The 14,764-nt window shown below is 66.9% G+C and carries 13 protein-coding genes; 4 read left to right on the forward strand and 9 right to left on the reverse strand.

The window, feature by feature from the left end:
• The first annotated feature begins 86 nt into the window (after positions 1-86).
• Complete coding sequence (locus HLH36_RS10475) at positions 87-845, forward strand: glyoxalase superfamily protein (protein ID WP_182986328.1); 759 nt, start codon at positions 87-89, stop codon at positions 843-845.
• Positions 846-1,052: 207 nt separating this feature from the next.
• Here HLH36_RS10475 and HLH36_RS10480 read toward each other — a convergent pair whose 3' ends face one another.
• The 5 genes from HLH36_RS10480 to adhP form a co-directional block, all read right to left on the reverse strand.
• Complete coding sequence (locus HLH36_RS10480) at positions 1,053-1,559, reverse strand: RidA family protein (protein ID WP_182986329.1); 507 nt, start codon at positions 1,557-1,559, stop codon at positions 1,053-1,055.
• A gap of 7 nt (positions 1,560-1,566) precedes the next feature.
• Positions 1,567-1,986: a c-type cytochrome gene (locus HLH36_RS10485; protein ID WP_182978778.1), complete on the reverse strand. Its 420-nt coding sequence runs from the start codon at positions 1,984-1,986 to the stop codon at positions 1,567-1,569.
• Positions 1,986-3,587 carry a flavin monoamine oxidase family protein gene (locus HLH36_RS10490; RefSeq protein ID WP_182986330.1) on the reverse strand — a complete coding sequence of 534 codons (1,602 nt, stop codon included), beginning with the start codon at positions 3,585-3,587 and terminating at the stop codon, positions 1,986-1,988. The genes HLH36_RS10485 and HLH36_RS10490 overlap by 1 nt, the downstream gene beginning before the upstream one ends.
• Before the next feature lie 298 nt (positions 3,588-3,885).
• Positions 3,886-5,310, reverse strand: coding sequence for a M20 family metallopeptidase (locus HLH36_RS10495; protein WP_182986331.1), 1,425 nt, complete (start codon positions 5,308-5,310; stop codon positions 3,886-3,888).
• 89 nt (positions 5,311-5,399) lie between these two features.
• Positions 5,400-6,428: an alcohol dehydrogenase AdhP gene (gene adhP, locus HLH36_RS10500; RefSeq protein ID WP_182986332.1), complete on the reverse strand. Its 1,029-nt coding sequence runs from the start codon at positions 6,426-6,428 to the stop codon at positions 5,400-5,402.
• Between the two features lie 308 nt (positions 6,429-6,736).
• Here adhP and HLH36_RS10505 point away from each other — a divergent pair, with 308 nt between their 5' ends.
• From HLH36_RS10505 to HLH36_RS10515, 3 genes are all read left to right on the forward strand, one after another.
• Positions 6,737-8,386 carry a phospholipase C gene (locus HLH36_RS10505; RefSeq protein ID WP_182986333.1) on the forward strand — a complete coding sequence of 550 codons (1,650 nt, stop codon included), beginning with the start codon at positions 6,737-6,739 and terminating at the stop codon, positions 8,384-8,386.
• A 111-nt stretch (positions 8,387-8,497) separates the two neighbouring features.
• A complete protein-coding gene (locus HLH36_RS10510) occupies positions 8,498-9,814 on the forward strand; it encodes a cytochrome c peroxidase (protein WP_182986334.1) in 1,317 nt (438 codons plus the stop codon).
• Between the two features lie 74 nt (positions 9,815-9,888).
• Positions 9,889-10,242, forward strand: a complete 354-nt coding sequence (locus tag HLH36_RS10515; RefSeq protein ID WP_182986335.1) for a RidA family protein — start codon at positions 9,889-9,891, stop codon at positions 10,240-10,242.
• Positions 10,243-10,316: 74 nt separating this feature from the next.
• Here HLH36_RS10515 and HLH36_RS10520 read toward each other — a convergent pair whose 3' ends face one another.
• From HLH36_RS10520 to HLH36_RS10535, 4 genes are all read right to left on the reverse strand, one after another.
• On the reverse strand, positions 10,317-11,411 hold the full coding sequence (locus HLH36_RS10520) for a branched-chain amino acid aminotransferase (RefSeq protein ID WP_182964122.1): 1,095 nt from the start codon (positions 11,409-11,411) through the stop codon (positions 10,317-10,319).
• A gap of 143 nt (positions 11,412-11,554) precedes the next feature.
• The gene (gene bla, locus HLH36_RS10525) at positions 11,555-12,412 is read right to left on the reverse strand and encodes a class A beta-lactamase (RefSeq protein WP_182986423.1); all 858 of its coding nucleotides are present in this window, start codon (positions 12,410-12,412) and stop codon (positions 11,555-11,557) included.
• 32 nt (positions 12,413-12,444) lie between these two features.
• Positions 12,445-13,290, reverse strand: coding sequence for a nitroreductase family protein (locus HLH36_RS10530; protein ID WP_220792791.1), 846 nt, complete (start codon positions 13,288-13,290; stop codon positions 12,445-12,447).
• On the reverse strand, positions 13,280-14,725 hold the full coding sequence (locus HLH36_RS10535; RefSeq protein ID WP_182986336.1) for an NAD-dependent succinate-semialdehyde dehydrogenase: 1,446 nt from the start codon (positions 14,723-14,725) through the stop codon (positions 13,280-13,282). Before HLH36_RS10535 ends, HLH36_RS10530 begins: the two co-directional genes overlap by 11 nt.
• Between the last annotated feature and the right edge of the window lie 39 nt (positions 14,726-14,764).

The following is a 14,764-nucleotide window of genomic DNA, read 5'->3' on the forward strand; positions in this document are numbered from 1 at the left end:
TCGCTCCGCCCCCTCCTGTCCCGGGCGAGCCCGTCAGCAATGCAGGCCCTGATCCCGACGGTTCGCCCTGACAGACGAGGTTGGGCATGCGTACTTTCAGACACGCCAAGCTCATGGCATCGACCCTCCGCGCGGATCTCGCGGAACGGGGCACAGCAATCGGTCACTCCGAAAGCCTGGAGATCGTGGCACGACAATTCGGTTTCAGGAACTGGAACGTCCTGGCCGCCCGGATCGCCGCCGCCGAACAGCAGGCCGCACCGGCCCGGCTGCCGGCGGGATGGTTCGCCGCCGGCACCGCCCCGGAAAACTACCGGATCGGCGTGGAACCGGATCATGGCGACGCCCCGACGCGCACGGCCGGCATCACCTGCCTGTTCACCCCCGACGACCCCGATGCGGCGCGGATCGAAAAGGGTTTCGCCACCTTGATGCAGGCGGTCGATGCCCATTCGTTCATCGGGCAGCGGCTGCGTTTCTCGGCCCGGCTGAAAACCCGCGACGTCACCGGCCAGGCCACGATCTGGATGCGGGTCGACGATGACAAACCGACCACGATTCTCTTCGACAATCTGACGAACCGGCAGCACGACGCCGCCCTGACGGGCACATCGGACTGGACGCCACGCCACATCGTCTTCCAGATCCCCGACGATGCCGACAGTCTCCATTACGGCTTCCTGCTGACCGGCATGGGAGCGGTCCAGGTGCGGGATGTCCGCCTCGAAACGGTCGACATGGAAGAAGCCGTTTCCACCACGCGACAACTGTACCAGGATCAGCGCCGCAAACGCCGCGTGGCCGAAGGCGGGCCGAGAAACCTCGACTTTTCCAGTCTCGCCTAGCCTCTCGCCGGTCATCCGCCTCGAACGTCAAGGGCCGGATGGCCGGCAGATGCGCTCTCAGCTCACGACCTGCGCGGCCATCATCTACAATCCGGAATCGGCCCGACAGGCATTTCCAATCAAATGCCTGATGCGCGGACACATGATCGGGCTCCCGTCATGGACCGACCGTCGGATCTCCCGGGGGCTTGCCCCCGGGAACCGGCATCAGTGGGCGCGAACCGCGACGACCTCGATTTCCACCAGCCAGCCGGGATTGGCCAGATGGGCAACTTCGAATGCCGAGCGGGTCGGCAGCTTCGGCTGGGCCGGCGTGCCGTAGAACTCGGTATAGGCCTTCATCATCCCCGGAAAGTCGATCTTGCCCAGCTTGGGGTCGGCAACCATGTAGATGTGCATGTTGACGACATCGCCCATGGTCAGCTTCAGCTTGGCCAGTTCGCCCTGGATGCGGGTCAGCGCGCCGCGCACCTGGGTTTCGGTGTCGCCATAGGCGGCCAGCGTCTTCGGATCGGCCGTCTTGTCGACCGGCGGCGCCCCCATGCCGCTCAGATAGATGGTCGAGGCTCCCGGCGGCACCTCGATGGCGCTGGAAATCGGGAAATGGCTGCCCGGCTCGCTATGCCGGACCACATCCGCCGCCCGGGCGGAAACCATGCCGCCAGCCAGGACGGAAGCCAGCGCGGCGATGCCGAAAGTCTTGAAAATCGTCATATCCCTGTCAATCCTCTTCGGAGCTGATGGTCGGATGCTGGGCCGCGACATCCGACGGCTTCACCATGTCGGTGTAATGATTGCCGAAATGGGTACGAATATAATTCACCACGTCCGCGACCTGCTGGTCGGTCAGCATGCCGGAAAACCACGGCATGCCGCCGAAACCGTTCAGCACGACATAGACAGGGTAGTCCGCGCTGGCCAGCTTGGCATTCCCGGCCAGCGCCGGGAAACGGGCGCCGGCCCCTTCGGCGCCCTTGGCATCGGGCATGTGGCAGCTCTGGCAGACATGCTTGTAGACATCAGCGCCGTCTTTCAACGGCTGCATCTTGCCCACGACGGCACTGGCACTGTCGGCCCGCGCCTGCGGGGCAAGAAACGCGCCGGCCGCCAGGCCGGCCAGAAGCAGAAATACGGACCGCATCAGGCAGCTCCCTGCGCGTGTTTGTGCAGACGGGTGATGGCATCCAGCGACGACAGGATGGCGCCTTCCTGCCAGCAGCCGACATGCGACGCATGCTCGCCGGCCAGCACGATCCGGTTGTCGATGTCGCACAGGGCCTTGTAATGGGCCTTGCGCGCCTGTTCCGACCACATGGAACAGCAGCCGAGGGTCCAGGGCATGCGGCTCCAGGCCATCGACACGCCGGTACGGAACTCCTTGCGGTAGTTGGCATGAATGACCTGGCCCTGCGCCAGGCCGTGCTCCAGCCGCTCGGCCGGGGTCATGCCGGCGAAATCATACGCCGCAGGCCCGAACATGTAGCCGCCCAGCAGCACCGCCGGCCCGTCCGAGAAATAGCCGTGGCTGGGGTAGGAGATCTGGCTGATCGGCTGGTCGGTGAAGCTGATGCCGCCATAGATCTGGTCGTCCTGCTCCCAGAACCGGCGCTTGAATTCCAGCCCCAGCTTGACCGACGACGCATAGGGCACCGCCGCGATTGCCGCCTTCATCGGGCCGCTGACCTGCACGTCCAGCTGCGACAGCACCGGCAGCGGAATCGTGCAGACGCAATAATCCGCCTCGGCCTGCCGCACAGCGCCGCCATGGGACATGTCGTTGTAGGTGACCGTCACATGGCGATCGTCCTGGTGAATCGCCGTCACCTTGCAGTTCAGCGTGATCAGGTCGTGCACCTGGCGGTTGAAGCCCTTGCCGATCTGGTCCATGCCGCCCACCGGCTGGAACATCGTCGTCTGCATGTCCAGCCGCTCGTGGAACGCCATCCACTGCCACAGGCCCGACCGCATGACGTCTTCCCGCGCGAACAGGTCGGACGGCACGGGCGCGCCATCCAGCCCGCCGCCCTGCGGCTTGGCGAAGCCCCGGCGCAGCGAGCTGATCGCCCCCTTGCGATAGGCTCCATCGGCCGTCAGCCCACCCCAGCCGCGCATTGCCGAGACGACATGCGCGCGCTCGTCGGCCGAGACCACTTCATCCAGCTTGTGCTGGTCGATCGCCTTGGCCAGCAGCTCCGCAGTGAAGCCGGTGAAATCCGCCGCGTAATCGCGGTAGCGGACAGGCTTGCCGTCGAACGCCTGGCTGGAATGCAACCAGGAATTGTGATTCAGCTCGACAAACGGCTCCAGCTCGACGCCGAAGGTCTTGCAGTAATGCAGCAGGCCCTGGTGATGATACGGAATCCGCCACGGGCCGGGATTGATGTAATTTCCCGGCGCGAACTGCACCTTCTGCACCGCGCCGCCCAGTTCGGTCAGCGTGTCGCCGCCGCGCAGCGAGATGTTGCGGCCGCCGGCACGGTTCTGGAACTCCAGGATCTGGACCTGATACCCGGCCTTGCGCAGCTCATAAGCGGCCAGCATGCCCGCCAGGCCGGCACCCAGCACCAGGACCTTCGTGCCTGGCTTGCCGCCCGTCAGCGCGGGCGGTCCCTTGAAATCCGTGCCCGCGGCATGCCCCAGGCTCGTCATGGCCTGGTACAGGGCAGCACTCCCCCCCAGGATACCGATTCGTGTCAGCATCTGGCGGCGGGTGGCCACCGGACGCCGAAAAGCATTTGTCATCAAGTTTCCCCAGCAGACAGGACAGAAAACCTTACCATTCAAGAACGTTCCCCGGGCGGCCCGGCCGTCCGGGGGACAGAAACATCAAGCCAGTTATAGGGGTCTGCTCCATATGGGCAATGACATGATCCCCCTGTCGTAACGATTTGTTAAGCACCCTCCATACCCTTGCGGCGAAAAATCATTTGTTTCCCAGACCTTTCCGGCCTCGAAAAAAAATCGTCCGCGGCAGGGCGCGATTTGAATACAACTTTGAAACAAAAAAAATCGTTACAATATGTCCATGAAACCAGATGGGTCAGGAATCCTGCCGCATAATCGGCGGCATGAGGTCCGGCGGCATCGGGCTGACATAGGGGCGTTCGGCCAGCCGCGCGGCGTGGTCCCGCCGGGCCCGCGCCAGCAACTCGGGGTCGGACAGCACATCCACCGCCGTCGCCGCCATCACCTTGGCAACATGGACCATGCCCTTGTGGGCGACCGACGATTTGCCCTGCGCCGTCATCTGCCACGAATGCAGCGCCGTGCCGATGGCACAGGTCGCGCCGAACGCCTGGACGGTCGGCACCGTCCAGCTGACATCCCCCACATCGGTCGACCCCAGCAGAATCGGCCCGACCGGCGACGGATAGGGCAGGACGACATCGCATAGCGGCCTGTCGGCCGCGGGCGGCAGCCCCACCAGGCGGAATGCCGCCACAATGTCCTCCTGCGTGAAGGTCTTCTGCATCTCCCGGCCGAAGGCACGATCCGCCGCGTCGAACGGCGGCGGCCCCAGCCGTTCCAGATTGGCCTGCATCGCCGCTTCCAGCGGCGGATTGGGCAGCAGATTCGCCATGCCGCTGACCACTTCGCATTCGACCCGGGTTTCGGTCATCATCGCGGCCCCCTCGGCCACGCGGCGCACACGCTCGGCCAGCGCCAGCATGTCGTCCAGTTCCGCCGCGCGGACGGTATAGCGGATGACCACCCGCGACTGGACCACATTGGGCGCGGCACCCCCTGCGTCCTGATAGGCGTAATGGATGCGCGAACTCGGCAGCATATGCTCGCGCAGGTAGTTCACCCCGATATTCATCAATTCCGCAGCATCCAGCGCCGAGCGGCCCAGATGGGGCGCCGCCGCCGCATGGGCGGAGCGCCCGATGAAGGTGAAATCCAGGCGCATGTTGGCCAGCGCCGCTGGCGGAAAGACCGTGGCGAAGGCAAAGGGATGCCATGAAATCGCGACATCCACGTCGTCGAACACGCCGGCCCGCACCATGAAGCCCTTGCCGGCTCCCCCCTCCTCGGCCGGGCAGCCATAATAGCGCACCCGGCCCGGCATCCCGGTCTCGGCCAGCCAGTCCTTCAGCGCCGCCGCCGCCAGAAGCGACGCCGAACCCAGCAGATTATGCCCGCAGGCATGCCCGTTGCCGTCGCCGTCCAGGGGCTGGTGAACCATCGCCCCCGCCTGCTGGCTCAGGCCCGGCAGCGCGTCATATTCGCCCAGAAAGGCAATCACCGGCCCGCCTTCCCCGGCCTCGCCCATGATCGCGGTCGGCAGCCCCGCCACATCGCGGGTCACGCGAAAGCCTTCCTGCTCCAGGGCCGCGTCATGCAGCGCGACCGAGCGGAATTCACCGAAATTCAGCTCCGGCACCGCCCATACCGCATCGCTCAATGCGATCAGCGGCGCCTTGCGCGCCTCGACGCATTCCCAGATCCGCGCGCTGTTTCGCATCGCCCGTTCCCAACCCATCCATCCGTGATGGAGGAGTCATAGCCCATAACGACACCACCCCACCATGGTCCCGTCAGGGCACGGCGCGCTCAATCCCGCAGATCGAGCACCTTGCGTCCATGCACGTTACCGGTCTCGAGATCGGCGAAGATCTGGTTGATGTTCTCCAGCCGGTCGGGCTCGATGACCGTCTTGACCTTGCCGTCGGCGAAGAAGGACAAGGCTTCGATCATGTCCAGCCGCGTGCCGACGATCGAACCGCGCACCGTGGTCCCGGCCATCACCATGTCGAAGATGGAAATCGGGAATTCCCCCGGCGGCAGGCCATTCAGCACGATCGTCCCACCCCGCCGGGCAAAGCCCATCGCCTGCGCGAAGGCCGAGCGCGAGACCGCCGTGACCAGCGTGCCATGCGCGCCGCCCACCTGCGACTGGATATAGGGCGCGGGATCGACCGAGCGCGCATTCACGGTCAGCGCCGCCCCCAGCACCTTGGCCGTCTGCAGCTTCTCGTCGTCGATATCGATGGCAATGACGTTCAGGCCCATGGCGACGCCATACTGCACCGCCATCTGGCCCAGCCCGCCAACCCCCGACACCGCGACCCACTGGCCGGCCCTCGTGTCGGTCATCTTCAGGCCCTTGTAGACCGTCAGCCCGGCGCACAGCACCGGCGCGACCTGCAACGGGTCGATGGTCTTCGGCAGGTGGGCCACGTAATTGGGGTCGGCCACCACATATTCGGCGAAGCACCCGTTGACGGTATAACCCGTATCGTCCTGCGTCGGGCACAGCGTCTCCCACCCGCCCAGGCAGTGCTCGCAATGGCCGCAGGCCGAATACAGCCACGGCACGCCGACCATGTCGCCTTTCTTCACCCATTTGACGGCATCGCCCACGGCCACCACATGCCCGACGCCCTCATGCCCCGGCACGAAGGGCGGCTTCGGCTTCACGGGCCAGTCGCCACGGGCAGCATGCAGGTCGGTGTGACACACACCGCACGCATCCAGCCGGACCAGGATCTGGTCCGGGCGGATGGTCGGAATATCCAGTTCCTCGATCGTCAGCGGTTTGCCGAATTCACGGACGACGGCAGCCTTCATCTTTCCGGTCATGCTCGTTCCTCGCATTGCATGGGGCGGCGCGCGAGGCGCCTTGTCCGCCATGCTAACCCACCCGCGGCCGGAGGGACGTGATCTACGTCAACACCAATGCTTCGGCCTGGGCCCGCACTGTCGTCAGGAATTCACGCTCTTCCGCTTCCGTTCCATTCTGGCCAATGACCGGACGACGCCTTATAGAACGAAGGCCGACCGCCGGGGCCGCCGCCGGACGGCAATGGCGCGGGGGAAGATCGTCCCGCACGATCGGTTCGCCCCATGCTCCGGCCACCAAACCGACATCAGCAGGATACGCGCCCGGTATGATTCACCCCCATCCTGTCCGCCTCGCCAGCGCCATGGTGGCCCTGCTGGCCACCATGCCCGCCATGGCCGCCCCAATGCAGAGCGCACCGGCGACAGAGACAGCGACACCGATCAGGCATCTGATCGTCGTGTATGACGAGAACGTCTCGTTCGACCATTACTTCGCCACCTATCCGCAGGCCGCCAACCCGCCCGGCGAGCCCGCCTTCACGGCACGGCCCGACACGCCGGCGGCCAATACGCTGATCACGGCGGGGCTGCTGACCGGCAATCCCAATGCCGGCCCCGCCAACGGCCCCGGCGCCAGCCTGCCCTTCCGCCTGGACCGCACCCAGGCCGCCACCGCCGACCAGAACCACGCCTACACCGCCGAACAGATGGCCTATCATGGCGGCAAGGCCGACCTGTTCCCTCTCCATACCGGGCGCGGCACGCCCGGCGGCGTCGGTGCCTTCGCCACGCGCGGCCAGGTGATGGGCTATTTCGACGGCAACACCGTCACCGCCCTGTGGCAATATGCCCAGCATTTCGCGATGAGCGACGCCACCTATACCGACACGTACGGCCCCTCCACCCCCGGCGCGCTGGAAGTGGTCTCCGGCCAGACCGGCGGCATGCAGATCGTCAGGACCACGCAGAAACCGGCCACCAGGCACGCCGCCACCCCTTATATCGCCGACGGCCAGGGCGGCTGGACGATGATCAACGATATCGATCCCGCCTATGATGTCTGCTCGGTGCCCGGCAACCAGGTCACGATGCGCGGACGCAATATCGGCGACCTGCTGAACCAGGCCGGCATCACCTGGGGCGGCTTCATGGGCGGCTTCGACCTGGGCACGCGCAACCCGAACGGCACGAGCGGATGCGCGCGCTCCACCCCCTCCCCCGTGGTGGGCGAGACGATCACCGACTACATCCCCCACCATAACTGGTTCCAGTACTATCCCAGCACCGCCAACCCGACCCACGCCCGCCCCGGTTCGGTCGCCGCCATCGGCCACACCTTCGCGGCCGACGGAGTCACGCGCGATCCGGCCAATCATGAATATGATCTGCACGACTTCACCGCCGCCCTGCGCGCCGGCTACCTGCCTGCCGTCTCGTTCCTCAAGCTTCCAGCCTACCAGGATGGTCATGCCGGCTATTCCGACCCGCTGGACGAACAGCAGGGCCTGGTCCAGATCGTCAATATGGTGCAGCAGCGGCCGGAATGGCGCGACACCGCCATCATCATCGCCTGGGACGATTCCGATGGCTGGTACGACCACGCCTTCGTCCCCCCCACCCATTCCTCAAGCGACCCGGAGGCCGACCAGTTGGACGGCCCGGGCCGCTGCGGCAGCGCCCCCCGCCCGATGGGCGTCGATGGCCGCCCCGTCAACGGCCGCTGCGGCCCCGGCACCCGCATCCCGCTGCTGGTCGTCTCGCCCTGGGCAAGGACCAACCATGTCAGCCACGTCCTGCTGACCCAAAGCTCGGTCGCCCGCTTCATCGAGGATAACTGGCTGCACGGCGCGCGCCTCGGCGGCGGCTCCTTCGACGCCGACGCCGCCGACCTGCGCGACCTGTTCGATTTCACCCAGCCGCCCCGGACCGGCCGCCTGCTGCTGAATCCTCGGACCGGCGAGCCGGTTGCGCATTAGGAACGTGGGTTATGCAGGGCTCTGCCCTGCACCCGGAAGGGGACAGTCGTCCCCTTCACCCCTTGGGGTTATGGACATCGCTAATTTCGAGAAATCTCTCGATATTGACAAATGATTTTTAAGATATTCGTATTCCTGTCGCTTCTGGCCACACCGGCTCTCGCCGCCGGAACGCCATCGGCCGCCTGCCTGCCGACGCCCAACGGCAGCAACCCCTGCCCCGTCACGCTGCATCGCCCGCCCGCCGCCCCGCTCTCGGCCATGGCGCAAGTGGGGCGCAGCCTGTTCCACGATCCCGCCCTGTCCGGATCGGGGCGACAATCCTGCGCCTCCTGCCACGACCCCGCCCACCATTACGCGCCCGCCGGCTCCGCCGCCGTGGCGCTGGGCGGCACCAGCCTGACACGCGACGGACTGCGCGCGGTCCCCACCCTGACCTACCTCGAAACCCGCCCCGGCTTCAGCATCGGCCCCGATGACGCCGAAACCGAATCCGCCGCCACGCCGTCGACCACCGCCATCGGCCCCCACGGCGCCAAGACCGCGCGGAACACCACCGCCTCCGCCACCAATCTGGTCCCGCAGGGCGGCCTGTTCTGGGACGGCCGCGCCGACACCCTGCAACAGCAGGCCGACGGCCCCCTCTTCAATCCCGACGAAATGGCCTCCAGCCGCGCCATCGTCCTAGCCCGCCTGACAGGGGGCCTCTACGCCCCCATACTGCGCCGCCTGGGCGGCCCCGCCGTCGCCAGCTCGGACGATCTGCTGCTCTCCGAAGCCCTGTTCGCCATCGCGCGCTATCAGATCGAGGACCCGTCCTTCCACCCCTATGCCAGCCCGTTCGACGACTGGCTGGAAGGCCGCCGCCGCATGACGCCCGCGCAGCGCCGGGGCTATCTGCTGTTCAACGACCCGGCAAAGGGCAATTGCGCGGCCTGCCACCCCGACCGTCCAGGCCCCGACGGCACGCCCCCGCTCCTGACCGACCATCAGTTCGAGGCCCTGGGCGTGCCGCGCAACCGCGCCCTGTCCGCCAACCGCGACCCTTCATTCCACGATCTGGGCCTCTGCGGGCCGGTCCGCACCGACATGGCGACCCGCGCCGATCTGTGCGGCCTGTTCATCACACCGACCTTGCGCAACAGCGCCACCAGACATGCCTTTTTCCATAATGGCGTCTATCGCACGCTGGACCAGGTTCTGGATTTCTACATACTGCGCGACATCACTCCCGACCGGATCTACCCCAGGGATAGCGACGGCCAGGTCCTGCGATATGACGACCTGCCGCTCCCCTACCACGCCAATCTCGACGTCACGGATGCACCCTTCGACCGCCACCCGGGCGACGCACCAGCCCTGACCCCGCGCGAACGGCAGGACATCATCGCCTTCCTCCACATGCTGACCGATCGGCCGGCACGCTGAGGGGCCAGCCCTGTCACGGGCGCGTGAGTTATTCTATCGTCCGTTCCATCGACCCGCGAACAGAGAGACCGGCCATGAATCCGATTACCCGCCTGCAACCCGAAACCCGCCTGTGCGGTGCAACGATCCATAACGGGCTGGTCTATCTGGCCGGACAGGTCGCCGATGATCCGTCGCAGGATGTCGCAGGGCAGATGACCGATATCCTGCATCAGGTCGATGCCCTGCTGGCCGAAGCCGGCACGGACAAGAGCCGCCTGCTGTCGGTCCAGATCTTCCTGGCCGACATGGACGATCTGGCGGACATGAACCGCGCCTGGGACAAATGGCTGGACCACGGCAACAAACCGGCCCGCGCGACCGTCGAGGCCCGTCTGGCCGACCCGGCCTGGCGCGTCGAGTTGACCGGCATCGCGGCATTGCCCTGAGCCGTGCGGGCTCCAAGGGGCTTCGCCCCTTGACCCCGGCAGGGCGGGGCTGAAAACCCCGCCCCTAATGTCAGTCAGTCGACGCGCTGAACCCAGCCATAGGGGTCCGGGCGCTGACCGCGCTGAATGCCGATCAGCGCATCGCGCAGCCCTTCCGTCACCGGATCGGCCCCATTGCCGGCACCGATCACGATCTCCCCGCGCTGTCCGCGGAAACGGCCGATCGAGGTCACCACCGCCGCCGTGCCGCAGGCAAAAGCCTCCACCAGGCGTCCGCTGGCCGCGTCCTCATAGCATTGCTCGATGCTGTATCGTTCCTCGCGCACCGTCAGGCCCTTGTCGCGCGCCAGCGTCAGCAGCGCATCGCGGGTGATGCCGGGCAGGATCGTGCCGCCCAGCGGCGGCGTGACCAGCGTGCCGTCCTTCATGACGAAGAAGATGTTCATGCCGCCCATCTCCTCGATCCACCGATGCTCGGCGGCATCCAGGAACAGCACCTGGTCGCAGTTCTGCGCCTTCGCCTCGCGCTGGGCCAGCAGGCTGGCGGCATAATTGCCGCCGCACTTGGCCGCCCCCGTGCCGCCGGGGGCCGCGCGCGTATAATCCTCGGACACCCACACCGACACCGCACCGCCGCTGAAATACGCGCCAACGGGCGAGGCGATGACGATGAACAGATATTCCGCCGAGGGCTTCACGCCCAGAAAGGCCTCGTTCGCGATCATGAAGGGGCGCAGATACAGGCTGGCGCTCTCCCCCGACGGAATCCAGTCGCGATCGACCTTCACCAGTTCGCGCACCGCCTCCAGGAACAGTGCGTCGGGCAGCGGCGCCATGGCCATCCGCTCGGCCGACTGGTGGAAGCGACGGGCATTGGCATCGGGACGGAACATCACCACGCCGCCATCGGCGGCGCGATAGGCCTTCATGCCCTCGAAGATCTCCTGCGCGTAATGCAGCACCGCCGCGGCGGGATCGAGCGCGATCGGAGCCCGCGCCTCGATCGTCGGATTATGCCAGCCCTGCCCTTCCTTGTAGCGGATCACCGCCATGTGGTCGGTAAAGACGCGACCGAACCCCGGATTGGCCAGCAGTTCCGCACGCTGTGCGACCGATACCGGCGCGGGGTGCGGAATATGCGTGAAACGGAATTGATCGGCGCTATCCATGATCCTGCTCTCTCACGACGAAATGCTCCGTGCCGCATGCACGACGCAACAGGCACGCGCCCCACGGCACGCCCAGACCGGCCAGAGTCCCCAGATCACGCGGCGCGTCAAGTCCGCGCCCCACGCATCAGGTCCGCGCGCGCTTACGACAGGCTCGCCGCCACATGCCGGCCAATCTCGGCAAAGACGGTGGCGAACTGCGCATCGGTCGGAGAACCGCCGCGCGTATAGACGACCACGATCACCGGCCCGCCCGTTCCGGGCCACCCGATGGCGATATCGCCGGCAATATCCCTGCCGTTATTCCCCGTCTTGTCCCCCACGACCCAATTGCCGGGCAGGCCCGCGCGCAGCCGGTTCTTTCCGGTCTGGCAATTGACCAGCCAGCTCTTCAGCATGGCGCGCGACCCGTCCGACAGCACGTCGCCCAGGACGAGCCGCCGCGCGATCCCGGCCATCGCCAGGGGTGTCGTCGTGTTGCGCACACCCCCCAGCGGGGTGCGGTTGAGATAGGGCTCGATATCGTCAAGGCGCGTCACGTCGTCGCCGATCGCCCGCCAGAAACGCGTCAACGCAGCCGGGCCGCCAACACGCGCCAGCAGCTTGTTGGCGCAGACATTGTCGCTGAATTCGACCGCCCCGGCGCACATCTCGCGCACCGACAGGGTCCCCCGGCCCAGATTCGCCTTCGCGACCGGGGCATACATCGTCCCCATGTCCGCGGCCGTAAAGGCGATGACCTCATCCAGATCCGCCTTGCCCTGGTCGGCACGCGCCAGCACGCACGCAGCCAGCGACGCCTTGAACGTGCTGCACATGACGAACCGTTCGCTCTGCCGCCAGCCAAATGTCTTTCCGTTGGAGACATTTTCGGCAAAAACGCCAACCCGGCCGCCCGTCGCCTGCTCGTAATCGGCAATTGGACCGGGCGCCGGCGTCCGCGCGGACGCCGGAGAGATGAACAGGGCCGGAGCGGATTGAAGAAAAGCGCGGCGTTGCATACGTGTCACCCCATCAGGTCCAGCCGGACCCTCTATCGCAGCGCAAATCCCAGCGCATCCAGCGCCTCACGCAGCCGGTCGCGTCCGCTCAGCGATTGCGGGCCGGCCACGCGGCGCAGCATGACGTCCGACCACGCACGGGGCGCCAGCCCCTGCTCGCGCTGAAAGGCCTCGTCAGCCCCATCATACCGGCCGATCGCCTCCTCCTCGCCTGCGCAATCGTAGCGTTCGCGATGCAGCACGACCGATTGCGGCAGGCGCGGCTTGATCGCGGCGGGCCGGTCCGGGTCCGGATGGCCGACGCACATGCCAAAGACCGCCATGCAGCGATCCGGCAGCCCCAGCTCGCGCGCCACCTGTTCGGGATGGTTGCGCAGCCCCCCGATATAGACGATCCCCAGCCCCTGGGCCTCCAGAAAGGCGGCGGCATTCTGCGCCGCCAGCGTCGCATCGACGACGCCGACAAGGAAGGTTTCCAGATAATCCAGCCCGTCGGTGGCATGGGCCCGGGCTTCACCCATCCGCGCCAGCCGCGACAGGTCGACCAGCCACGCCAGAAACAGCGGGGCCTGCCGAATATGCGCCTGCCCACCCGCCAGGTCCGCCAGCCGCCCGCGCCGCGCGGCATCCTCGACCGCCACCACGCTCCATACCTGGAGGTTCGATGAGGTCGAAGCCGACTGGGCAGCCGCCACCGCCCCATTCAGCACGCTCTGCGGAACCGGATCGGGCCGATAGGCCCGCACCGAGCGATGCGCCATCAGGTGGCGGAGCATCGCCTCGTCCGGCAGCCCACCCGGCGCCATTCCCACGCGGTAACGCGCCGCCCACAGCGCCGCCAGACCAGCAGCGCCAGACCCGGCAGCGTCAGACAGCATAGTCGCGGATCGTCACGAAGCGGGTGTCCAGATAGGCATCCAGCGCCTCGCTGCCGCCTTCCGAACCATAGCCGGAATCGCCAATCCCGCCGAACGGCACTTCCGGCAGCGCCAGCCCCAGATGATTGACCGTCAGCATCCCGGCCCGCACCTCGTCGCGCAGGCGGGCCGCCGTGGGGGCCGCGCCGGTAAAGGCATAGGCCGCCAGCCCGTATGGCAGGCGATTGGCCTCGGCCAGCGCCTCGTCCAGCGTATCGAACGGGTTCATCAGCGCCACCGGGCCGAACGGCTCCTCGTTCATGATGCGCATGTCGGTGCTCAGTTCGGTCAGCACCGTCGGCGCGAAGAAATAGCCGGCATTGCCGATCCGCTGCCCGCCGGTCACGATCTTCGCCCCCTTGGCCGTCGCATCGCCGATCAGGCTTTCCATCGCATCCACCCGCCGGACATTGGCCAGCGGACCCATTTTGGTGTCGGGCTGCAACCCGTCGCCCACCCGAATCTCCCCGGCCACGGCCGCGAACCGCTCCACGAACCGCCCGAAGACCGGCCGTTCCACCAGAAAACGGGTGGGCGAGACGCAGACCTGCCCCGCATTGCGGAACTTCGCCGCCGCCAGCGTCGCCGCCGCATGATCGATATCGGCATCGGCGCAGATAATGGCCGGCCCATGGCCACCCAGTTCCATCGTCGCGCGTTTCATGTGCGACCCCGCCAGCGCGGCCAGCATCTTGCCCACGACGGTCGAACCCGTGAACGTCACCTTGCGGATCGCCGGATGGGCGATCAGCGTCTCCGAGATCTCCGACGGCGTGCCATAGACCAGCCCGATCACCCCCGCCGGCACCCCGGCATCGGCAAAGGCCCGGATCAGCGCGGCCGGCGAGGCCGGCGTTTCCTCGGCAGCCTTGACGATGATCGAACAGCCGGTCGCCAGCGCCGCGCCGACCTTGCGCACCACCTGGTTGACCGGGAAATTCCAGGGCGAGAACGCCGCCACCGGCCCGACCGGGCTGCGGATCACCGCCTGGCTCACCCCCACCGCCCGCGACGGGATCAGCCGCCCATAGGCCCGGCGCCCTTCCTCGGCCAGCCAGTCGATCGTATCCGCGGCCCCCAGCAATTCCGTCCGCGCCTCGGCCAGCGGCTTGCCCTGTTCCTGGGTCAGGATCGGCGCGATCTCGTCGACGCGCCCCCGCAGCAGCGTCGCCGCCTGACGCATGATCCGATAGCGATCGAACACCGACATGCGGCTCCAGAGTGCGAAACCGCGTTCGGCAGCCGCCACGGCGGCAGCCAGGTCGGGCTGCCCGGCATGGGCCACGCGCCCGATCACCTGCTCGGTCGCGGGATTGACGACATCGAGAAACCGCCCGTCCCGCGCCGCGGTCCACTGACCGTCGATAAACAGCAAGGTATCCGGATAAGACGACATGTCAGGGGGCCCTCCAACAACTGGGACGCATTGGAGCGG

Origin of the sequence: Gluconacetobacter aggeris, from assembly GCF_014174395.1 — a bacterium.
In the GTDB taxonomy this organism is placed as follows: Bacteria; Pseudomonadota; Alphaproteobacteria; order Acetobacterales; family Acetobacteraceae; genus Gluconacetobacter; species Gluconacetobacter aggeris.